This is a genomic window from Croceibacterium sp. TMG7-5b_MA50, assembly GCF_039830145.1.
GTDB lineage: Bacteria > Pseudomonadota > Alphaproteobacteria > Sphingomonadales > Sphingomonadaceae > Croceibacterium.
Genome location: NZ_CP156082.1, coordinates 2,721,285 through 2,744,148 on the forward strand (window position 1 = coordinate 2,721,285; position 22,864 = coordinate 2,744,148).

Sequence of the window (22,864 nt, forward strand, 5' to 3'; positions counted from 1 at the left end):
ATTCACGGGATCGCTGCCGCGGGGCAGCCGCACTGTTGGGAGAGGGTGAATGAGGGCTTTTGATCCGGCTTCGCTGCCGGACGACCACGCCGGGGCTGTGCTGGCCGGGCGCGTGCTGCTGGCGGATGGGCCGGTGCCGGTCATCGTGCGCGGCGGGCAGGTGTTCGACGTGTCGGCCACCGCGCCGACCAGCGCCGACCTGTTCGACCTGGCCGATCCCGTCGGTGTCTCCGGCCCGCTTCTGTGCGCGGTCGAGGACCTGACAATCGGCGGTGGCCCCTACGAACTGCTCGCCCCGATCGATCTGCAATGCGTGAAGGCCTGCGGCGTCACCTTCGCGGTCTCCGCAATCGAGCGTGTGATCGAGGAACGCGCGCGGGGCGATGCCGGCGCTGCCGCGGCAATCCGGGCAGAGCTGGAGGAACGCGTGGGCGGGGGTATCCGCAGCGTGGAGCCGGGTAGCGAATCCGCCGCCCGGCTGAAGGCCGCGCTGATCGAAGCCGGCATGTGGTCGCAATATCTGGAGGTCGCGATCGGCCCGGATGCGGAGGTGTTCACCAAGGCACCCGTCCTGTCGAGCGTCGGCTGGGGCGCCGAGGTCGGCATCCGCAGCGATTCCCACTGGAACAACCCGGAGCCGGAGATCGTGCTGGTGGCCAATGCCGCGGGCGACGTTATCGGCGCCACGCTGGGTAACGACGTCAACCTGCGCGATTTCGAAGGGCGCAGCGCGCTGCTGCTGGGCAAGGCGAAGGACAACAACGCCTCCTGCTCCATCGGGCCGTTCGTGCGCCTGTTTGATGACGGCTTCACCATCGACGATGTCCGCAATGCGGAACTCGACCTGGTGATCGACGGGCCCGAAGGCTACCGCCTGCACGGGCACAGCTCCATGTCGCAGATCAGCCGTGATCCGCTGAACCTGGTCAAGCAGACGCTGTCCGAACACCAGTATCCCGACGGCTTCGTGCTGTTCCTGGGTACGCTGTTCGCGCCGGTGCAGGACCGCGACGATGCCGGGCGCGGCTTCACGCACAAGGTGGGTGATGTGGTGCGGATCACCACGCCGCGGCTCGGCACGCTGGAGAACCCGGTCACCACGTCCGCGGATGCCGCGCCGTGGAGCTTCGGCATCCGCGACCTGTTCCGCACGCTCGCCGCGCGGCAGCGGGCGGGTGCGGCATGAGCACGGCGACCTATCCCAGCCTTGCCGGCAAACGCGTGCTGGTGACGGGCGGCGGCTCCGGCATTGGGGCGGGCCTGGTCGAAGGCTTCGTGCGGCAGGGCGCGCATGTCACCTTCTTCGACATCGCGGAGGCTGAATCTCAGGAGCTGGTGGCGCGGCTGGATGGCAAGCCCGTGTTCGAGCGGGTGGACCTGACGCAGATCGGCCAGCTGAAAGAGGCGATCGCGCGGCACGGGCCCTTCGACGTGCTGGTCAACAATGCCGCCAACGATGACCGGCACGAAGTGGCCGATGTGACGGAGGAGTACTGGGACAACCGCATCGCGGTGAACCTGAAGCACACCTTCTTCTGCGCGCAGGCGGTGATCCCCGCCATGCAGGAGGCGGGCGGCGGGGTGATCGTCAATCTGGGCTCGATCTCCTGGCACCTGGGCCTGCCGGATTTGCCGCTTTATCAGACCTGCAAGGCCGCGATCGAGGGGCTGACCCGCAGCATGGCGCGCGATTTCGGGCGCGACAACATCCGTGTCACCAGTGTGATCCCCGGCAATGTCCGCACCCCGCGGCAGCTGCAATGGTACACGCCCGAAGGCGAGGCGGAGATCGTGGCGGCGCAATGCATGGATGGGCGGCTGCTGCCGCACGACATCGCCGCCATGGTGCTGTTCCTGGCCTCGGACGATGCGCGGCTGGTGACCGGCCACAGCTACTTCGTGGACGCCGGCTGGCGGTGAGCGCGCCGGCGATGGAACTTGCGGCGCATGGCTGGCGGATGGTGCTGCTGCCGGCCATCGGCGGCAGCATCGGCGCGCTGGAGCATGACGGCCGCGCCGTGCTGCGGACCGGCGGTGCCGCTGCCGATCACGTGCTGGAAACTGCCTGCTTCCCGCTGGTGCCATACGCCAATCGCATCGCGGACGGCCACTTCGCCTTCGGCGGTGCGGAGTACACGCTGCCGCGCAACTTCCAGCCGGATCATCCACACACGCTGCACGGCACGGCCTGGCTGCGCGGGTGGGACGTGGCGGAGGCGGGGAGCGATACGGCGCTGCTGACGCACACCCATACAGGTGACGAGCACTGGCCTTGGCCGTTCCGGGCGGAGCAGCGCTTGACGCTAGCGCCGGACCGGTTCTCGCTGGAACTGACGATGCAGTCCATGGCGGAACAGCCGGTCCCCGCCGGTGTGGGGCTGCACCCCTATTTCCCGTGCGCCGAGGCCACGCGCCTGACTTTCCATGCGGAACAGGCTTGGCTGGCGGACGGGCAGGACCTGCGCACCGATGCGGTTCCGGCGAAACGCTTCGGCGACTGGGCGGCCGGGGCGGCGGTGCGCGGCGACACGCTGATCGACAACAGTTTTTCCGGGTGGAACGGGCAGGCGGTGATCGGCCAGCATGACCACACGGTGCGCCTTGCGACAGATGGCGCGACCGACTGCCACCTCTATCGCCCACCGGCAGGCGCGTTCTTCTGCCTGGAGCCGGTCAGCCACCTGCCCGACGCCATCAACCGCGAAGGCATGGCGCTGCTGGCGCCCGGCGCCACCCGCACCGTCAGCATGACGTTGACGGTGCCGGACGAATAGCCGCTACTCCCCCGCCAGCCGGCGCAATTCGTACAGCAGATCCAGCGCCTCGCGTGGGCTCAGCGCATCGATGTCGAGGCCGTTCAACCGGTCACGTAGGGCATCGCTGCGTTCCTCCGCCGCCTCCAGCGCGGCGGCGAACAGCGGCAGTTCGCCCAGACCCGCCGCCAACCCGCCCGTTTCCGCCCGGCCCTTCTCCAGCCGGGCGAGCACGCCCTTGGCCCGCTTCAGCACCGGGGCGGGCACGCCCGCGAGGCGCGCGACCGCGATGCCGTAGGACCGGTCGGCTGCCCCCGGCGCGACCTCGTGCAGCAGGACCAGATCGCCCTTCCATTCGCGAGCGCGAACATGGTGGAGGCTTAGCGCCTCGCAGCTCTCGGCAAGACGCGCCATCTCGTGATAGTGCGTCGCGAACAGGCAGCGACTGCGATTGATGCCGTGGATCGCCTCCGCCACCGCCCAGGCCAGTGCCAGCCCATCATAGGTGGAGGTGCCGCGCCCGACCTCGTCCAGGATCACGAAGCTGCGCTCCGTGGCCTGGGACAGGATCGCGGCGGTCTCCACCATCTCTACCATGAAGGTCGATCGCCCGCGCGCCAGATTGTCCGCCGCGCCCACCCGGCTGAACAGCCGGTCGATCAGGCCGATGCGGGCGGAGGTCGCGGGCACGAAGCTGCCGCAATGCGCCAGCACCGCGATCAGCGCGTTCTGGCGCAGGAAGGTGGACTTGCCGCCCATGTTGGGGCCACCGATCAGCCACAGGCGATCGTCCGCGGAAAGCTGGCAATCATTGGCGACGAACCGCTCCCCCGCCTTGCCCAGCGCATCTTCCACCACCGGGTGCCGGCCGCCTGCAATCGCCAGGCACGGATCGTCCGCCAGAACAGGCCGGGTCCAGCCACCTTCCGCTGCGCGTTCCGCGAGGGCGGAGGCGACGTCCAGTCGGGCGAGTGCGGCGGCGGTCTCCGCGATCTGCTGCCTGGCGGCGCTGGCCCGCTCGATCAGCTCCTCGAAATGCGCCTCCTCCGCCGCCAGCGCGCGGCCGCCGGCCTCTGCGATGCGGCTCGCCTCCTCGTGCAGTGTCAGCGAATTGAAGCGCATCGCGTTGGCGGTGGTCTGCCGGTGCGTGAAGCCGCCTTCGCCGTGCAGCAGCACCTCGCCATGGCGGGTCGGCACCTCGATAAAATAGCCGAGCACGCCGTTGTGGCGGATCTTCAGCGCCGCGATGTTGGTCTCGTCGCGATAACGGGCCTCCAGCGCGGCGATCGCGCGGCGGGCATCGCCCGATGTGGCACGCAGGGCATCCAGCGCCGCGTCATAGCCCGGCGCGATGAAGCCGCCGCTGCCCCGTTCCGTCGGCGGGGTAGCGACCAGCGCGCGGGCGAGCAGATCCGTCAGCAGTTCGTGCCCACCCAGCGCCGGCAGCAGCTGGCGCAGCAGCGGCGGGTGGTCTGGCCGCGGCCCCAGCAAACCGGCGATCCACGCCGCCTCGCACAACCCATCGCGCAATTGGCCAAGATCGCGGGGGGAGCCGCGCCCGGCGACGATGCGCCCCAGCGCGCGGCCGATATCGGGCAGGGAACGCAGCGCCACCCGCAAGTCCGCCCGGCCGAGCGGATCGGCGCTGAACCAGTGTACCAGGTCCAGCCGCGCCTCGATCCCCGTGCGCTCGGCCAGCGGGGCGGACAAATCCTCACAAAGCAGGCGTGCGCCGGCGCCGGTGACGCAGCGATCGATGCTGGCCAGCAGCGATCCCGCCCGGCCCCCACCCTGCGCTTCCGTCAGTTCCAGGCTGGCGCGGGTCGCCGCATCCATGAACAGCGTGCCGGTGGCGGCGCGCGCCACGGGGGGCAGCAGCAGCGGCAGCGTGCCGCGACCCACATGGTCCAGATAGGCGAGCAGGCCGCCCGCTGCCGCCAGCATCGGCCGGGTGAAGCTGCCCCAGCCATCCAGCGTCGCCACGCCATGGGCGCTGCGCAGCCGCCGCTCGCCCTCCTCGCTGGTGAAGGCGGTGCGAGGGCGGACGATGCTGCCGGCGGGCGCGTCCTCCATCCCCTCGACCGCCAGCACCTCGCTCGGGCTCAGACGGGCGAGCGCGGCGGGCAGGTCGGCGGCGGCGCAATCCTCCAGTTCCATGCGGCCGGTGGAGATGTCGATGCCGGCGATGCCGATCCGGTCACGCTGCGCCGCCAGCGCCACCAGCAGGTTGGCGCGGCGGGGTTCCAGCAGCGCCTCTTCCGTCAGGGTGCCCGCCGTGACGAAGCGGATGATCTGGCGCGCGACCAGCGCCTTGGACCCGCCGCGCTTCTTCGCCTCCTCCGGCGTTTCCACCTGTTCCGCGATCGCCACACGGTTGCCCGCGCGGATCAGCCGGGCGAGGTAGCTTTCGGCGGAATGCACGGGAACGCCGCACATCGGGATAGGCGCGCCGTCATGTTCGCCGCGGCTGGTCAGCGCGATGTCCAGCACCTGCGCGGCGACTCGCGCATCGTCGAAGAACAATTCGAAGAAATCGCCCATGCGGTAGAACAGCAGGCATTCGCCCGCCTCCGCCTTCAGGGCGAGGTATTGTGCCATCATCGGGGTTGGGGTGTCGGCCATTGCCCCCGCCGCTACCCGCTCCGCGCTTGTGGGAAAAGCCTCAGCGCTGCTCGATTACCGGATGGTGCTTGTCGAGATGCTTGCGGATGATGCGCAGGTTGCGGGTGTTGGAGCGAAAGGCGAGGTCGAGGAGGTCGCCCGCGATCGGGACCAGACCGATCGCGCCGTCGACTGCGACATTGCCCGCCATGCGCGTCAATTGCCAGCGCGACATGCCCAGATTGCGGGCTTCCCATATCAGATACGATCCCATGGCCGCGGCGATCAGATCGCCGGCGACCGGCACCAGACCGATGATCGCGTCGAGCCCGACCGGCCGGTTGATGCCGGGAATCGTGAAACTGCGTTCCAGCACCCGTTCCATCGCCTCCACCCGTGCGCGCACCGAATGCGGGTCACGGCCGGTGGGAAGCGGCATGGGGCGGGGGCGCTGGGTTTCCATGGTCCCTATCTGTTGATCTGGGCCATCGGCGGCAAGGGGTGGAAGCCCCAGGCATTGGGGGTGTAGCCGGTCACGTTGCTGCGCACCTGCGACCAGCGGATCGGCTGGCCGAAGGGAATGAAGACGTTCGCCGCGGTCAGCGTCTCTTCCGCCTGCGCCAGCAATTGTGCTCTGGTGGCCGGATCGGCCGCCGCCATCGCATCGGCCACCAGGGCGTCCGCGGCCGAGACGCACAGCCCGCCGCTGCGCTGCACGCGGCAGTCGAACTGGTGCAGGAACCATTCGGGCGCGGCGTAGCGGGCGACGCGGTCCACCAGCATCAGGTCCGCCGACGGGTCGCCGGGTGTGCCGCGTTCCAGCACAATGCCGGCTGCGCCCATCTGGCTGACCAGGGCGGCGAACAGGCGATCAAGGCCGGGCAGATCGGCGGAGGGGGCGGGCAGCGCCAGCCGCAGACGTGGCCGCTGCCCGCCATTGCCGGCACTCCACCGGGCGACCCGCAGCGCGGCTGCCGCCTGCCGCGCGGCCAGCGTGGTGCCGGCCCACCGTTCCCCCACCAGCCCTGCATCCCCTGGCAGATCGGGCGCGACCATCCGGGTGGTGGGTGTCCACCCGCCGATGCCCAATTGCTCGATCAGCGCAGCCCGGTCGATAGCCAGCGCCAGCACCTCCCGCCCCAGATCGGTTGCCAGCAGCCCTTCGGACCGGCGGACCTGCAGGCCGAACAGACCGACGACCGGATCCAGCCGCACTGTCCCGCGCGACAACGGCCCGGTGCTGGCCAGCGGCCATTCGGCGATCCCGGCGCCGAGCACGACGTCGATCGTCCCCTCGGCAAAGCCGGACAATGCCTGTCCCATGGTCATCGGCTGCAGCAGCAGCGGGCGGACATGCTCGTTCCAGTCCACTTCTTCGGGCAAGCCGCGCAGTTCCGGCGGGCGCATCACCAGTACCGCCGATCGGCCCTGCTGCTGCAGCAGCATGTCGCCGGTGCCGCCGCCTTCGTGCAGCAGCACCATTTCGGGCTGGGCCAGCATCTGCAGCAGATAGGGCATCGGCGCGGCCAGGCGCAGTTCGACGACCCGCCCCGCCATGGCGCGCACCTCCTCCACACCTGCAAGATCGAGGCCGAGCGGCGTCCCGTCCAGCCGGCGCAGCGCGGCTCGCAGGCGGCGGCGGACGCTCTCTGCGGTGAGATCGGTGCCGTCCGGCCATTGCCCTTCGCGCAGACGGAAGATGAAGGACAGGCCGTCTTCCGTCACGATCCAGCGATCGGCCAGCGCTGGCACGACCTCCCCCGCGGCATTGAGCGTCACCAGCCCGGATTCGGTCGCCGCCCGCATGTGCGCGGCGGCGGACGTCAGGCGAAGATCGCGCGCGGTCGCCGCCCCGCCGCCGGCATTGCCGCCCTGGTCCACGAAGGCGATGTCCAGCGCGCCCTCGTTATCGCCACGACAGCCGCCCAGCAGCAGCGCGGGGGCAAGCAGCAGGCACGAAAGGCGAAGGACAGGCTGCGGCAGCACGATGCGTCCGGCTTACGGACGCATGACGGTACGTTCAACCACCCAGCCGCGCGTGCCGGGCGACTTGCCGGTCAGACGCGGCGCAGCTTGCTGGGATCGACCGTCGGCTTCGCCGCGGCGGGCGTGCGGGTATAGCGCGGGCTTTCCAACTCCGCCGTGTTGCCGACCGGGACGCGCACGACCGACGGATCGATCTCGTGCGTGAAGGCGATGCCGAAACGGTTCGCCTGCCGCCAAGCGACGGTTCCGCGAATCCAGCCGATATTGCGCAGCTCCACACTGATCGCCATGCCGCGGACGACGTCCACCGGCGCCTCGGCCATCATGCCGCCGGCCGACAGGTTGCGAACCCGCACCTGGTACTCGGTCTCCGTACCGCCTTCCTCCACCCGCAGCCGTGCGAGCAGAAACAAGCTGTCACGTTGGACCTGGCGTGTGTCGACATTGGTCATTGCGAACTTGTACTCCCGTGCACGACCCTGCGGCAACTCGCATGCGTTGTCCGCTTGCGGACCGTTGCCCAGCCGGTTCAGGCGCCTCCTCCGGCTCACAATGCCGGCATATAGTTAACGATTGCTGCAGGTGCCATGCGGCTGGTTGCGCATCGGCGATCAGGACTGTGCCGTTTTCGGGCGTCCTGCAGGCATCAATCGTCGCGGCTGACCTTCTCGCGCCGCTCGTGCGCCTGCTGCGCCTCCACCGTCATGGTGGCGATCGGCCGGGCAATCAGGCGGTTGATGCCGATCGGCTCCCCGGTGACTTCGCACCAGCCATATTCGCCCTCGTCGATGCGGCGCAGGGCAGAATCGATCTTGGCGATCAGCTTGCGTTGCCGGTCGCGCGTGCGCAGTTCGATGCCCCAGTCGGTCTCGCTGCTGGCGCGATCGGTCAGGTCCGCTTCCCGCAACGGACCGTCCTGCAGCGATTGCAGCGTGTTTTCCGACGCGGACAGGATCGACCGCTTCCATTCCAGCAGCAGGACCCGAAAGTAGTTCAGCTGTTGCGGCGACATGTATTCTTCATGGTCGCCAGGGGCATAATCCCGGTCCAGGGCCCGCTTGGCCTTGGCAAGGATGTCGATGTCGTCGCCCGATATCGCGGCCATTATGCGCTCACTCCGCCCCGCCCGCCGCCATGCCCCAGCCGCATGACGCTGCCCGGTTCAGGATCGGGAAGGGTGCCCGAACGTGCCCCCCGCCTGTTTCCCGTCTCCCGCCCGGTGCAGGCTGGCGCGCCTATAAGCGGGCCCAAAGGGGCGCACAAGCGGCAATGCATCGAGGCGCGGAGCGGAACAGATGTAGACCGCACGCCAAGTCCACAGTGCGGCAAGCTGTGGATAAACTGTGCACACCTTTGTGGATCGTCAGTGTGTAACAGGGTTGACGCTTGCCGGTGCAAGTGGTCCTTTCCGTAACATCAGGGAGGACACCGCAACCGTGTTCAAGGCCGAACTGATCGATCACGCCACCGCGCTGCGCGCCCGGCCGGACGATGCGCCGCGTTCGCTGGAAAATTGTCCGGCTCTGGTACTGAACGCCGACTATACGCCGCTGTCGTACTATCCGCTCAGCCTGTGGCCCTGGCAGACGGCGATCAAGGCGGTGTTCCTGGAACGGGTGGACATCGTCGATTCCTACGACCGGCATGTCCATTCGCCATCGCTCGACATGAAGATTCCCAGCGTCATCGCACTGCGCCAGTTCGTGCGGCCGTCCGAGTTCCCGGCCTTCACCCGCTTCAACCTGTTCCTACGCGACCGCTTCTCCTGCCAGTATTGTGGCAGCGGAAAGCATCTGACGTTCGACCATGTGGTGCCCCGCCGGCTGGGTGGGCGAACCACGTGGGAGAACATCAGCACCGCTTGCGCGCCATGCAACATGAAGAAGGGCGGCCGGACCCCGGCACAGGCCGGCATGCAATTGCGCCTGCGCCCGCACCGGCCGACCAGCTGGCAATTGCAGCAGCACGGCCGCTCGTTTCCGCCCGGCCATCTGCACGAAACCTGGCGCGACTGGCTCTACTGGGATGTAGAGCTGGAGGACTGATCGCGTACCAGCATGTGGAATACGCCCCTTCCCCCGGAGCGATGGCAGCGCTAACGGACAGCCGAACGGAGAGATAGCTTGTCCGAAAACAATATCAGCTTCACCGAACGCGAAGCGCTGTTCTACCATTCGACGATCCGCCCCGGGAAGATCGAGATCGTCGCCAGCAAGCCGATGGCGACCCAGCGGGATCTCTCCCTTGCCTATTCGCCGGGCGTCGCCGTCCCGGTGCAGGCGATCGCCGCCGACCCCGCCTGCGCCGCCAAGTACACCGCCCGGTCGAACCTGGTGGCGGTGATCTCCAACGGCACCGCCATCCTGGGCCTGGGCAATCTGGGCGCGCTCGCCAGCAAGCCGGTGATGGAAGGCAAGGCGGTGCTGTTCAAGCGCTTCGCCGACGTGGATTCGATCGACATCGAACTGGCGACGGAGGATCCGGACGCCTTCGTCAACGCCGTCGCGCTGATGGAGCCGACCTTCGGCGGCATCAACCTGGAGGACATCAAGGCCCCCGAATGCTTCATCATCGAGCAGGCGCTGCGCGAACGGATGAAGATCCCGGTGATGCACGATGACCAGCACGGCACCGCGATCATCGCCACTGCCGGCCTGCTGAACGCCTGCCACCTGACCGGCCGCGACCTGAAGGACGTGCGCATGGTGGTGAACGGCGCCGGCGCCGCCGCCATCGCCTGCGCGGCGCTGATCAAGGCGATGGGCGTGCGGCACGACAACGTCACCATGCTCGACCTCGACGGTGTGATCTATCGCGGTCGCACGCAGTCGATGGACCAGTGGAAGAGCGCGCACGCCATCGATACCGAGGCCCGCACGCTGGAGGAGGCGCTGGCGGGCGCCGACATCTTCCTGGGCCTGTCCGCCGCCGGCGCGCTGAAGCCCGAATGGGTCGCGAACATGGCGGCAAAGCCGATCATCTTCGCCATGGCCAATCCGGAGCCGGAGATCCGGCCCGAACTGGCGAAGGCCGTGCGCCCCGACGCCATCATCGCCACCGGCCGGTCGGATTATCCGAACCAGGTCAACAACGTGCTGGGCTTCCCCTTCATCTTCCGCGGCGCGCTGGACGTGCAGGCGACCACGATCAATGAAGAGATGAAGATCGCTGCGGCCGAGGCGATCGCCGCGCTGGCGCGTGACCAGGTGCCGGAGGAGGTTGCCGCCGCCTATGGCCGCAATCATCGCTTCGGCACCGAATACATCATCCCCGCGCCGTTCGATCCGCGCCTGATGGAAACGGTCAGCGCGGCGGTCGCGCAGGCGGCGATGGACAGCGGCGTGGCGCAGGCCCCGATCGAGGACATGGTCGCGTACCGCCACTCGCTGAAGGCGCGGCTGAACCCCACCACCAGCGTTCTGACCAAGGTGTACGAGGACGCGCAGAAGAACCCCAAGCGGGTGATCTTTGCCGAGGCGGAGGAGGAGGTGGTGCTGCGCGCCGCCATCCAGTTCCGCGATTTCGGCTATGGCACTCCGGTGCTGGTCGGCCGCACCCAAGCCGTGCGCGACAAGCTGGTGGAATTGGGCGTCCCGTTCCCCGATCAGTTCGAGATCGAGAACAGCGCCACCTCGCTCCACGTGCCGGCCATGGTGGAGCACCTCTATGCCCGCTTGCAGCGCCGCGGCTATACCGAGCGGGACGTGCGCCGGGTGGTGAACCAGGATCGCAACGTGTTCGCATCATTACTGCTGGCGCTGGGTGTCGGCGATGCGATGATCACCGGCACCACGCGGCCGTTTGGCCAGACCATGCGAGAGGTGCAGCTGGTGCTGGGCCCGAAGGCCGGGCACCTGCCGTTCGGCGTGCATGCGATGATCGGCAAGAACACGACCGTATTCCTGGCCGACACCACCATCAACGAACGCCCGGATGCGGCGCAGCTCGCCCACATCGCGCGGGAAACCGCCGCCTTTGCGCGGCGGCTGGGGCATGAGCCGCGCGTCGCCTTCCTGTCCTACTCCACCTTCGGCAATCCGTCGGGCAAGTGGCTCGAAAGCATCCGCGATGCGGTCCACCTGTTGGATGCGGAACAGCCCGGCTTCGAATATGAGGGCGAGATGGCGCCCGATGCCGCGCTGAACCCCAAAGTCATGGCGCAATATCCGTTCAGCCGGCTGTCGGCGCCCGCCAACGTGCTGATCATGCCGGGCCTGCAATCGGCCAATCTGTCGGCCAAGCTGCTGCGCGAACTGGGCGGCAACGCCACGATCGGCCCGGTGCTGCTCGGCATGGAAAAGCCGGTGCAGATCGCGCCGATGACGGCGATCGCCCCCGACCTGCTGACCCTGGCGGTGATGGCCGCCGCGGGCGTGGTGGGGTGACGCTCGCGGGCGGTTACGGCGCGCTCAGGCGGTGAGCGCGCTGTAGACGCCGTAGGCGCTGGTGGCGGTCAGGATAATCCCGACCAGGATCATCAGCTTCCTGGCCGGCACCCGCTTCGCCACGAGCGCACCGAACGGCGCGGCCACGACGCCGCCGATCAGCAGGCCGGCGACCGGGTTCATGAACTCGGCATCGAAGCCGTCGGTACCCAGGTGCCACAGGAAGCTGGCGGAAATCGTCATCGTCAGGAAGAACTCGGTCGCGCTGACCGTGCCGATCGTGGTGCGCGGCGGCGATCCCTGGATCAGCAGGTTGGACGTGACCACCGGCCCCCAGCCGCCACCGCCCGCCGCGTCCAGGAACCCGCCGGCAAGGCCCAGCGGCTCCACGATATGCGGCTCCTTGGGCTTCAGCGGGAAGCCGAAGCCGCGATACAGCAGGTAGAGCCCGATCAGGGTAAGATATGCCATGACGAACGGCCGGGTGATGCCCGCATCAAGGGATGTCAGCACATAGGCGCCCAGCGCGCCGCCGATGACGCCTGGCACCAGCAGCCGTCCGAACAGCCGCCAGTTGATGTTGCGGTGCAAGGCATGGCTGATGCCCGACACGCCGGTGGTGAAGGTTTCCACGATATGCGTGCCGGCGCTGGCCGTCGCGGGCGGCACACCCAGCACGCTGACCAGCAGGGTGGAGGAGATGACCCCGAACGCCATGCCCAGCGCGCCATCCACCAGCTGCGCCGCGAACCCGACCGCGATGAAGGGCAGCATGGTGGAGAAATCGAGTAGGCTCAGATCCATTTGTCTACCATGTTGGTGATGTTTGAACCTGTTTGCGGGGAGCGGTCGGGGCGCGAAAGATAGTTTTTCTTGGGGCCTGAACCGGGAACGAAATCGTCAGGTCGGATCAGCGCCGGCGATAGCGGAAATACCAGACCTCATGTCCCTGCGCCCGCGCCTTGGCCTCGTACCGGGTTTCGCACCATCCGCCCGGCCGCTGCTGGAACGATCGCGGACCTTCGGCCAGCCAGTCGAACTGGTGGGTGTGGCGGCGCATCACCATCAGCGCGTGCCGCAGGTAGATCGGATGGTCGGTGCCGAAGCGGAACTCGCCGCCCGGCCGCAGCTTGGCGGCGATCATGTCCAATGGCCCGTCATTCATCATCCGCCGCTTGGCATGGCGCGCCTTGGGCCAGGGGTCGGGATGCAGCAGGTAGGCGAAGGACAGCGCACCATCGGGCACCCGCGCCAGCACCTCCAGCGCATCGCCATGGTGCAGCCGCACATTGGCGAGGGCGCCGTCCTCCACATGGCCCAGCGCGGTGGCGACGCCGTTCAGGAATGGCTCGGCCCCGATGAAGCGGTGATCGGGCAGCAGGTCGGCGCGGTAGGCCAGGTGCTCCCCGCCGCCGAAACCGATCTCGAAATGCAGCGGCCCGTCGCTGCCGAACAGCGCCTGCGCCGTCACCGGACCATCCGCCGGGACCGCCAGCCGCGGCAGGAGCGTTTCGACCAACTGGTGCTGCCGGTCGCGCAGCGCCTTGCCCTTGGATCGGCCGTAAAGGCGGTTCAGCGTGGTGGGATCACCGGATTTGTAGGCGGTCATGGCAGCGCGCCGCTAACGGGCCGTTGCTCCGGGTGCAAGCGCCCGGCGTGCCGCAATGGCATGGCGGCATGAACGGTGCTGGCGCCGGCTCGTGCTTCATGGCAGGGACGGGGGCTATGTGGCAGCTGTTTGCCTTTCCCCTGTGCCCTTTCAGTCGCAAGGTCCGCCTGGCGTTGAGCGAGAAGGGTGTCGCCTACGAGATCCTGCGGGAGCACCCTTGGGATCCGTCCGACTTGTTCGGCCACGTGAATCACGCGCGCCGCACGCCGGCGCTGTGGCTGGAAGAGAAGAACCTCGCCCTCGCCGACAGTCAGGCGATCTGCGAATATTTCGAGGAGACGGTGGAGCGCAGCCCGCTGATCCTTGGCACCGCCGCGGCGCGGGCGGAGATCCGCCGGCTGGTCGCCCTGTTCGACGAGGTGCTGTACGCCGATGTCGTCCACCCGCTGCTGCACGAGAAGATGACGAAGCGCATCGTGCTGCGCCAGCCGCCAGATTCGCAGGCGCTGCGCGGCGCAATGCGGGCTGCGCACGAACATCTCGACTATCTGGATTGGCTGGTCGACACGCGTCGCTGGCTGGCGGGCGCGCAGCTGAGCCTGGCCGATTTCGCCGCCGCCGCGCAATTGTCGGTCGCCGATTACCTCGGCGGCCTGGACTGGAGCGGGCACGAGGGGGCGCATGGCTGGTATCGCGTCATGAAGAGTCGGCCGAGCTTCCGCCCATTGCTGCTGGAGAAGATGGAAGGCGTACCCGGCGCCAGCCACTACGCCGACGTGAACGCCTGAAGACAGTGGCCAATGGGCCGCAGTCTCGAGGTTAATTCCGGTCGTAATCGTTAACGTTGCACTCTTACTCATCTGCCTTGCGGTTGAAGGGTTGCGTTACCATTCGGCCTACGTACTATCGGTGTCATAGGAGCCGCTGACAGGTTCCATGGCAGGGCGGCAAGGTCATCAGACCTGCCGGTCAGGGAGAAGGATTGAGGGATGAAGGCATTGTCCGCCAGCGTTGACACCGGTGTCCGCTATCTTCTGGTGAGTGCTAGTGCCGGGGCGTGTGCCGTCGCGCTCTTGGCCGGCACGGCGCAGGCACAGACGGTGCCGCCAGCTAATACCGCCGGCGAACAGCCGGATGGGTCCACAGTGCCCGCCGATCAGACGCTGGGCGACCAGGCGGACGCAGTGGCTCCGGACGAAGGGACTGGTAACGATATCGTCGTGACCGGCTATCGCGCATCGCTGCGCAACGCCATCGAACAGAAGCGTATCGCCAACGTGCAGGTGGATGCCATCACGGCGGAGGACATTGCCGACTTCCCCGACTCCAACCTTGCCGAATCGCTGCAGCGCCTGCCGGGCGTCTCGATCGACCGCGACAATGGCGAAGGGCGTTCCATCTCCGTGCGTGGCCTGGGCGGCGACTTCAACCGAACCCGTCTGAACGGGCTGGAGGCGCTTGCGACTGCCGGGTCCAACGATGCCGGTACCAGCCCGAACAGAAGCCGCTCCTTCGACTACAACACCTTCGCCTCCGAACTGTTCAGCAGCCTCAAGGTGCAAAAGACCCCGTCGGCGGAGACGGACGAGGGTTCGCTCGGTGCCAATATCGACCTCGAGACGGGCAAGCCGTTCGACTATTCCAGCGGCGCGCTGGCCCTGTCGGTGGAAGGCAACTACCAGCAGAACTCCAAGGAATTCTCGCCGCGCATCGCCGGCCTTGTGTCCAAGCGGTTCATGGACGGCGACATGGGCTTCCTGATCTCGGGTGCGTACAGCCAGTCGCGCAACGAACTGGACCAGTATCGTCGCGGCGTCGGCTCTTCCGACTACCTCTATCGTGGCGCGGACTTCGCCGGCAACGAGACACCGCAGCGCGGCGGCTTCGCCGCGCCGACCGGGACCAATCTGGGCACCGCGATCACCAATCCGGAGGTCATCAACCTGCAGACCGGCTCCAACGCCGCCGCGTATGCCAACCTGTTCCCCGGCGCGCCATTCAACACGCCCGGCCGGTTTGACGATTCGCAGGTCCGCATTCCGGCGCTTGGTGCGCTGGAGCAGCAGAATGTGGAATATGAGCGGCTGGGCGTCACCGCGGCCTATCAATGGCAGGTCAGCGACCGCACCCGGCTGACGGTGGATGGCGTCTACTCCCGGTTTGAGAATACCAGCCGCTACAATCAGGTGTCGTCCGTCGGCCTCAACCGCAACAACACCAACGCGGCCTTCAACACGGCGGGCAACAACCTGACCCCCTCCGCCGCGCGTGCGCTTTATCCAGGCCAGTGCGTGCCGGCGACGGAAACCGACCTCACGCCGGCGGTGGATTGCGGGCAGCAACTCTACGGCACGACGCCCGCCTTTGCGACCTCGTTGAATGCGGCCGGCCAACTGGTGCCATCGGTACTGGCCCCATCGGCCATCGTTCCGGGTGCCGTGGCGGCGAATAACCCCGCCGACGCCAACATCTTCTCCACCAATCCCAACAACCTCGACCCGTACGACTATTACAACAATCCGGGTTCCGTCGGGTACATCCCGTCCAGCAATCGGCTGGCGTTCCGCGGGCAGCTGATCGGCCGTCCGGCGGTGAAGGTGCTTGAATCGGAGGTCAATAACGGCGTCGCCGAATACCTGGTGCTGCAGAATGTGGATTTCCGGTCCGCGCAGGACCAGAACAGCTACACCACCGAATTCCGGCAGGTGTCGGGCAACATCCAGCACGAATTCTCCGACCGACTGCGCGCGCAGGTGATCTACGGCGAATCCAAGTCGACCAACCGGTCGCAGGGTCTGCTGGTGGAATTCAACCGCATGGATAGCCCCGGCCGGTTCGTCTATGACGAGCGGGAGGGCGGCGACATGCCGGTGATCGATTTCGGTTTCGATGCCGCCGATCCGAACAACTGGGATACGGTGAAGGGCTTCTCCGCGATCCGCAACTACACCCGCGACACCACCAACAAGCTGTCCACCGGCCGGCTCGACCTGACCTACGATCTGGACGACATCTTCGTGTTGAAGGGTGGCATCACCCAGCGCAAGTACAGCTTCTTCACCGATCAGTACGAGCGGGTGAACGACCTGCTCAATCCCACGCTGAAGGAAGCGGGGGTGAACGTCGCCGACGTATCGGAGACCGTCCAGTTTGGTCAGGGCCTGAACGTGCCGGAAGGCACGGTGACGGAATTCGTCGTCCCCTCGATCGAGGCGTTTGACGAACTGTTCGATTTCACCTGCAATTGCGTGAACGAATGGGGCGACTGGCGCATCACGCGCAAGCGCAACCGCACGGCTAGCTTCGGCGTCGACGAGACGGATACCGGCGCCTACCTGCAGCTGGACTGGGATACCGAGCTGCTGGGCCAGCCATGGCGCGGCAATATCGGCCTGCGCGTCATGCGGACGGAAGTGGAATCGCAGGGCGAGACCACGGCCGGGCGCCCGATCATCGGGCGCAACGACTACACCGACTGGCTGCCGTCGCTGAACTTCGTGTACGAGCCGGTGAATGACCTGATCGTCCGCTTCGGCGCGTCCAAGGTGATGGCGCGGCCGCTGCTGGGCAATCTGTCACCGTCCATCTCGTCGATCTCCGTCCCCAACAATGGCGACAATACCGGCGGCTCGCTGACCATCGGCAATCCGCAGCTCGCGCCGTTCCGGGCCACGAATTACGACCTCAGCGTGGAATGGTACTTCGCGCCGGGCGGCCTGTTCTCCGTCGCGCTGTTCAACAAGGATATCGGCAGCTTCCCGCAAACGGTGAATTTCGAGGCGCAGCTGTCGCAGTTCGCCGACGCCGCGACGATCCAGGCGATCCGGGCGCAGTTCAACAACCCGTTCCAGTTGGCCTACATCGATGCCAACAATCCGTTCGTGGCGCGGCAATTCCGCGATGCGCCGGGTGGTTACCTGCGCGGCATCGAGGTCAATTTCCAGACCGACCTCACCTTCCTGCCGGGCCTCCTCAGCAACCTCGGTGTGCAGCTGAACGGCACCTACATCGACAGCGAGCTGACCTACATCCTCGACCCCGGCACCGCGACGATCCCGCAGACGGTGGATCAGGCGCCGTTCCTGGGCGTGTCGCCCAAGGCGGTGAACGGCACGCTGTATTACGAGACGGAGCGGATGCGCCTGCGCGTGTCGGGCGCCTACCGTGAAGGCTACAGCACCACCTATCCGCTGGCGGCGGGCAGTTGCGCGCCGGGCATCACCACTAGCCCGCTGCCGGCCAGCCCGAACGGGGCAGTCAGCTATTGCGGCAGCCCGCTGATCAACGACTTCGTGACCAGCGCGTCCACCTTCAACCTGGACGCCGCAGCCAGCTTCAACGTGACCGAATATCTGTCGATCACGGCGGAGGGGCTGAACCTGACCAACCAGACCAGCAACCGCTTCGCGTACCAGGGCAATCCGGTAGTGTCGCAATACGCCAGTTCCGGGCCGATCTACCGCGTGGGCGCCCGGGTCCGGTTCTGACACGCTTCGTGCCGGTGGCAGGTCCCCGCCAGCGGCAATCCTCGCGCCGGCGGCCATCGTGCCGCCGGCGGCTTTCCCCGACTGGAGATCACCGATGACCGGCACCCTGCCGATCACCCGCCGCGGCTTCGTCGCCGGCAGCGCCGGCGTGCTGGCCGCCGCGGGCCTGCCGTTCATTCCCAGCGTCCATGCCGCGCCGTTGCTGGCGGATGTGCCCGATACCGGCTGGCAGCTGTGGCTGGATCGGGATGCATCGTGGGAGCAGGACCGGATCTGGTTGCCGGCCGATGTCGATCTCGCCGCCTTGCCGCGCAATGCGCCGACCGGCGGGTGGGGCGCGCTGGGCAGCGTGGCGGCGAACACCGTGTCGCTGCCGACCACGGTGGAGGAGCATCACTGGGGTGTTGCCGGCCTGCGCTCATACACCGCCGACGAATACCGCTATGCGGAGGATGACAGCGTCCCGCAGAACGGCGCGTATCGCGGCGTGTCCTGGTGGTGGCGTGACATCGACATTCCGGCGGAAGCGGCCGGGCGCCGGGTGGTGCTCAATATCCGCGGCGCGCGCCTTCGGGCGGAGGTGTTCCTGAACCGGCAACTCGTCGGCTATTCTATCATGAGCGAGCTACCGATCCATTGCGACCTGACGGCGGCGATGCGCCCGGGCGCCGCAAACCAGCTCGCCATCCGCATCACCAACCCCGGCGGGCGGTATGACTGGCGCGATTCCACCACCATGATGTGGGGCGCGGCCAAGCTGTTCGCCTCTCACGGGTTCGGCGGGATCGATCGCGGCATGACGTTGAGCGTGCATCCCATGGATGCGCGCATCGCCGATGCCTGGGTGTTCAACACGCCCGATCCCCGCGTGGTGACGGCGCACATGGAAATCGCCTTCACCACCCCGCCTGCGAACATCGATGGGCTGCGCAGCCGTGCCACGCTTGCCCTGCTGGACAGCGCCGGCACGGAATTGCCGGCGCAGGTGACGCTGGAGAGCCTGACGCTCACTGGCAATGTCGCCACCGCCGTGTTCCGCCTGGCCAAGCCTGACGCCAGGCTATGGACGCTGGCCGACCCGGTCGTGCACCGCCTGCGCTTCGGCTGGGGCGATGACACGCGGTTGGCCGAATTCGGCTTCCGCTGGATCGGCATCGACGGCGTGGGCACCGATGCGATGCTGCGGCTGAATGGCGAGCGGGTGAAGCTCTATTCCGCGATCTCGTGGGGTTACTGGGGCTTCAACGGCCTGTGGCCCACGCCGGAGCTGGCGGAGCGGGAGGTGACGTCGGCCAAGGCGCTCGGCCTCAACTGCCTCCACTTTCACCGCAACGTGGGCAAGGAGGAGGTGTTCGCCGCGCAGGACCGCATGGGCCTGCTGCGGGTGATGGAGCCGGGCGGCGGGCGCCACGCCGTCGGCCGGGATCGCGCCGCGGGGGAGGAGCTGTCCTACGCCGACCGCTTCAGCGTGGAGTTCATGGTGGCCAAGTGCGTCGCCATGGCCCGCACCTTCCGCTCCCGCCCCAGCCTCGTTCATTACACGCTGCAGAACGAGATCGGCGCGAACCTCGCCAACCCCGATGTTGAACGCGTGCTGCGCGCGATCCATGCCGCCGATCCCAGCCGTTGCGTCATCCTGAACGACGGCTTCGTGGAACGCGGCGCGGCCCAGGCCATGCTGCTGCCCTACAGCGACCACCTCTACCGTTCCGACGTGGAGCAGCACGGCGGCTGGTGGGTCAATCACCAGGGCGCGGGCGACCAATGGTACGACAAGTTCTACCAGGGGCCGGACAATTACATCCACCGTCAGACCGGCAAGCCGTTCATCGTCGAGTTCGGCGAGATGCAGGGCTGCGCCGTCGCCGACAATCATGCCGCCATGGTGCGCGAGCTGGAGGAGCACGGGCAGAGCTACGATCTGGCCGACCACCAGGCGATCCTGCAGCGCACCGGCGCGTTCCTGGATCAATGGGGCTTCCGCCAGGCCTTCCCGACGGATGACGCCTTCTACCTGTCGGTCGGGACCAAGGTGTATGATGCGTGGGAGAACTACCACGAGAACATCCGTATCGGCGACAGCGTGGATATCGCTGCGATCAGCGGGTGGGAGACGACCGCGATCGAGAACCATTCGGGCATCGTCGACAATCTACGCGGCTTCAAGGCCGATCCGGAGATCGTCCGCCGCAGCCTGCTGCCGCTGCGCCCATGTGCGAAACAGCGGCGGCTGGTCTACGATGCGGGCGAGGCGGCCGAGCTGGACCTGTATCTGTTCAACGACACCAACCGCCCCGCACCCGGCGAACTGGTGCTGAGCGTGCTGGCCCCCGGCGGGCAGGAGCAATCGGTCGCGCGCTGGCCGGTGCCGGCGCATCAGCTCGACGTGTTCTCGCAATTGGTGGCGGCCGGGGTGAAGCTGCCGGCGTTCGATCGGCCCGGCACCTGGCAGGTGCGCTTCGCCCATTCGGGCGCGCGTGATGCGGTGTTCACCCGCGACCTGCTGGTGGTGCCGCCCGCGGCGCCGGTCTCGCGGCCGCTGCGCATCGCCGCGTCCGGCATCGCGCGATCGGTACAGCGGCAACTGGCGCAATTGCCGGGCGTCACGCTCGAACCGTTCCGCGCCGGCGCCACTTACGACGGGATCATCGCATCCGGCCTCAGCGCGGACGAGATCACCCGCCGCCAGGTGGGCGAACAGACCGGGCTGGAAGCGCGCCCACCCGGAGAGGAGGCGGTGACCCTGCGCGGCCAGATACCGGATGCCGTGCTGGCGGCGGTGCGCGCCGGCACGCCGCTGTTCGCACTGGTGCCGGAAGATGGGCTTGCCGAAGGTGTCGCGCGGCAGCTCGCCGTGCTGGGCCTGTTCGACTATCACGGGCAGGTCGGCACCTTGCGTGCTCCGTGGATGGGCAACTGGAATTACCTGCGCGCGCATCCTTTGTTCGCCGGCATCCCGGTCGATTGCGCCACCAGCGTGTACCATCAGGTGGAAGGGCAGCCGTCCAACGGCCTGCTCGTCACCGGCGAGGGCCTGGAGATCATCGCCGGCTACAGCCGCGACCATGACCGGTTCAACGGCGCGGCCACGCTGATCGCGCAAAAGCAGGGCATGCGGGTGGCGGTGCACCGTCTGCCCGACATGGTGGCGCCGCTGCAACGGCGGCTCTACGCCAATGCCGTGCGTTGGCTTGCGGGAGAGAATGCATGAGGATGGTGGCACGTTGGTGCGCCGCACTGCTGCTGATCGCCGGGTGGCCGACCGCGGCGCAGGTGGTACTGGACGTTTCGGCGGAGGCGCCCGGTGCCCAGCGCAGCGTGCAGGCGGCGATCGACGCGCTGCCGGCGGAGGGCGGGACCATCCGCATCGCGCCCGGCACCTGGCGCGAGAAGCTGACCATCGCCAAAAACGGCGTCACCCTGATCGGCATGGGGCGCCGGCCGGAAGACACGGTGCTGGTCTATGGCGACAGCAGCATCAGCGCGGGCGGCACGGGCAAGTCCGCCTCCATCACCGCCAGCGGCGATGACCTGGCGGTCGGCAACCTCACGATCCAGAACGACTGGTGGCTCGACCCGGCCCATCCGCCATCGCAGGCGGTGGCGCTGCTGCTGACGGGCGACCGCGCCGTGCTGCACCGGGTGCGGCTGCTGGGCCATCAGGACACCCTGTATGCCAACAAGGGGCAGGGCGGCCGCATGTCCCGGCAATACTTCTTCGACTGCTATGTCGAAGGGCATGTCGACTTCATCTTCGGCAATGCCAACGCCTATTGGGAGAACTGCCGCATCCACGGCCTCGCCGGGGCGGAGGTGATGATCACCGCGCAAAGCCGCAACGCGGCGGATGAGGACAGCGCCTATGTCTTCGACCGCGCCACGATCACCGCCGATCCCGCCGCCGGGCAGATCTGGTACGGCCGTCCATGGCGCGATTATTCGCGGGTGATCTTCCTCGACACACTGGTCGATGCGAACCTGCACCCGGACGGCTGGCGCGAATGGACGCCGGGCACCACCAACAAGCTGCCGACCACCTGGTACGCCGAGCACGCGACCGCCGGGCGCGGCGCCTCCCCCGCTACACGGGCACCCACCTCGCACCAGCTGACGGCGGAAGAGGCGGAGCCCTGGCGGCTGGAATCCTTCTTCGATGGTGACACCGGCTGGATCCGCGCCGGGTTGGAAAGGCTTCGCCAATGATGCTGCGCCCTCTGCTTGCCGGCCTGCTGCTGGCCTGTTCCGGAGCGGCAATGGCGCAGGAGGCGGCGCCGGTCGCACGGGAGTTTCCGCGCGACATCCGACCCGCCAAGATCATCCTGGTCGGCGATTCCACCACCGCCGTCGTGGGTGGCTGGGGGCCGAGCTTCTGCGAACGGCACGTCACCTCCTTCGCCGCCTGCCTGAACCTGGCGCGCGGCGGCCGGTCCAGCCGCACCTACATGCAGGAACGCTCGTGGGAGCTGGCCCTGAACGAGGCGCGGGTGCCCGGATACGACAAGGTCTGGGTGCTGATCCAGTTCGGCCACAACGACCAGCCGGGCAAGACCCGTTCCACCGAATTGGCGCAGGAGTTTCCGGGCTACATCCGCCGCTATGTGGAGGATGCGCGCCGCGCGGGTGCGATCCCTGTGTTGGTGACGCCGCTGACCCGCCGCATCTTCGAGGGCGGCCAATTGCAGAACGACCTCGCCCCGTGGGCGGAGGCGGTGCGCCGCGTGGCGGCGGAGACGGACACGCCGCTGGTCGATCTCAACGCCGCCAGTTCCGCGGCGGTGCAGCAGATGGGGGAGGCGGCGGCGGACCGCTTTGCGCAATTGCCGCCCGGCTCCACGCCGACCGGCACTGCACCCGCCCCCGCCACCGCTGCCGCGACGGAGGTGGACGACCTGCCGACTGCCGTGCCGCGCCTGTCGTTCGATCGTACGCATCTGGGCCGCGAAGGCGCCGACTACTTCGCCGTCATGATGGCGAAGCTGCTGGCGACAACCGTCCCGGCCATGCGCCCGCTGCTGATCCTCGACCCTGAACCGGAGGGCTGAC

17 protein-coding genes are annotated in these 22,864 nt (G+C 67.7%); 10 read left to right on the plus strand and 7 right to left on the minus strand.

Going from position 1 to position 22,864, the window contains the following annotated elements:
• Positions 1-49 precede the first annotated feature (49 nt).
• From V5740_RS12705 to V5740_RS12715, 3 genes are read left to right on the plus strand one after another with little or no spacing between them, the layout of a single operon-like run.
• Positions 50-1,186, plus strand: a complete 1,137-nt coding sequence (locus V5740_RS12705; protein WP_347302839.1) for a fumarylacetoacetate hydrolase family protein — start codon at positions 50-52, stop codon at positions 1,184-1,186.
• On the plus strand, positions 1,183-1,920 hold the full coding sequence (locus V5740_RS12710; RefSeq protein ID WP_347302840.1) for an SDR family oxidoreductase: 738 nt from the start codon (positions 1,183-1,185) through the stop codon (positions 1,918-1,920). The genes V5740_RS12705 and V5740_RS12710 overlap by 4 nt, the downstream gene beginning before the upstream one ends.
• Entirely contained in the window at positions 1,917-2,774 is an 858-nt protein-coding gene (locus V5740_RS12715) for an aldose 1-epimerase (protein ID WP_347302841.1), read from the plus strand. The genes V5740_RS12710 and V5740_RS12715 overlap by 4 nt, the downstream gene beginning before the upstream one ends.
• Positions 2,775-2,777: 3 nt before the next feature.
• Here the strand turns inward: V5740_RS12715 and mutS are convergent, their stop codons facing one another.
• The 5 genes from mutS to dksA form a co-directional block, all read right to left on the minus strand.
• Positions 2,778-5,375: a DNA mismatch repair protein MutS gene (gene mutS, locus V5740_RS12720; protein ID WP_347302842.1), complete on the minus strand. Its 2,598-nt coding sequence runs from the start codon at positions 5,373-5,375 to the stop codon at positions 2,778-2,780.
• A 40-nt stretch (positions 5,376-5,415) separates the two neighbouring features.
• Positions 5,416-5,817, minus strand: a complete 402-nt coding sequence (locus V5740_RS12725; RefSeq protein ID WP_347302843.1) for a DUF4112 domain-containing protein — start codon at positions 5,815-5,817, stop codon at positions 5,416-5,418.
• A gap of 5 nt (positions 5,818-5,822) precedes the next feature.
• A complete protein-coding gene (locus V5740_RS12730) occupies positions 5,823-7,340 on the minus strand; it encodes an ABC transporter substrate-binding protein (RefSeq protein ID WP_347302844.1) in 1,518 nt (505 codons plus the stop codon).
• Between the two features lie 71 nt (positions 7,341-7,411).
• Positions 7,412-7,792: a PilZ domain-containing protein gene (locus V5740_RS12735; protein WP_347302845.1), complete on the minus strand. Its 381-nt coding sequence runs from the start codon at positions 7,790-7,792 to the stop codon at positions 7,412-7,414.
• 194 nt (positions 7,793-7,986) lie between these two features.
• Complete coding sequence (gene dksA / locus V5740_RS12740; protein ID WP_347302846.1) at positions 7,987-8,445, minus strand: RNA polymerase-binding protein DksA; 459 nt, start codon at positions 8,443-8,445, stop codon at positions 7,987-7,989.
• Between the two features lie 367 nt (positions 8,446-8,812).
• Here dksA and V5740_RS12745 point away from each other — a divergent pair, with 367 nt between their 5' ends.
• Positions 8,813-9,385 carry an HNH endonuclease gene (locus V5740_RS12745; RefSeq protein ID WP_347304531.1) on the plus strand — a complete coding sequence of 191 codons (573 nt, stop codon included), beginning with the start codon at positions 8,813-8,815 and terminating at the stop codon, positions 9,383-9,385.
• A gap of 78 nt (positions 9,386-9,463) precedes the next feature.
• Positions 9,464-11,725, plus strand: coding sequence for an NADP-dependent malic enzyme (locus V5740_RS12750; RefSeq protein ID WP_347302847.1), 2,262 nt, complete (start codon positions 9,464-9,466; stop codon positions 11,723-11,725).
• A gap of 24 nt (positions 11,726-11,749) precedes the next feature.
• Here the strand turns inward: V5740_RS12750 and V5740_RS12755 are convergent, their stop codons facing one another.
• Both V5740_RS12755 and V5740_RS12760 read right to left on the minus strand, forming a co-directional pair.
• The gene (locus V5740_RS12755; protein ID WP_347302848.1) at positions 11,750-12,529 is read right to left on the minus strand and encodes a sulfite exporter TauE/SafE family protein; all 780 of its coding nucleotides are present in this window, start codon (positions 12,527-12,529) and stop codon (positions 11,750-11,752) included.
• 106 nt (positions 12,530-12,635) lie between these two features.
• Positions 12,636-13,334 carry a tRNA (guanine(46)-N(7))-methyltransferase TrmB gene (locus tag V5740_RS12760; RefSeq protein WP_347302849.1) on the minus strand — a complete coding sequence of 233 codons (699 nt, stop codon included), beginning with the start codon at positions 13,332-13,334 and terminating at the stop codon, positions 12,636-12,638.
• Positions 13,335-13,450: 116 nt separating this feature from the next.
• Here V5740_RS12760 and V5740_RS12765 point away from each other — a divergent pair, with 116 nt between their 5' ends.
• The 5 genes from V5740_RS12765 to V5740_RS12785 all read left to right on the plus strand — a co-directional run bounded on the left by V5740_RS12765 (position 13,451) and on the right by V5740_RS12785 (position 22,863).
• Positions 13,451-14,122, plus strand: a complete 672-nt coding sequence (locus V5740_RS12765; protein ID WP_347302850.1) for a glutathione S-transferase family protein — start codon at positions 13,451-13,453, stop codon at positions 14,120-14,122.
• Between the two features lie 201 nt (positions 14,123-14,323).
• Positions 14,324-17,821, plus strand: coding sequence for a TonB-dependent receptor (locus V5740_RS12770; RefSeq protein WP_347302851.1), 3,498 nt, complete (start codon positions 14,324-14,326; stop codon positions 17,819-17,821).
• A 94-nt stretch (positions 17,822-17,915) separates the two neighbouring features.
• Complete coding sequence (locus V5740_RS12775) at positions 17,916-21,032, plus strand: sugar-binding domain-containing protein (protein WP_347302852.1); 3,117 nt, start codon at positions 17,916-17,918, stop codon at positions 21,030-21,032.
• Positions 21,029-22,024 (plus strand): pectinesterase family protein, encoded by a 996-nt coding sequence (locus tag V5740_RS12780; RefSeq protein WP_347302853.1) that lies wholly within the window; start codon positions 21,029-21,031, stop codon positions 22,022-22,024. Before V5740_RS12775 ends, V5740_RS12780 begins: the two co-directional genes overlap by 4 nt.
• Positions 22,021-22,863, plus strand: a complete 843-nt coding sequence (locus V5740_RS12785) for a rhamnogalacturonan acetylesterase (RefSeq protein ID WP_347302854.1) — start codon at positions 22,021-22,023, stop codon at positions 22,861-22,863. The genes V5740_RS12780 and V5740_RS12785 overlap by 4 nt, the downstream gene beginning before the upstream one ends.
• The last annotated feature ends 1 nt before the right edge of the window (position 22,864 follow it).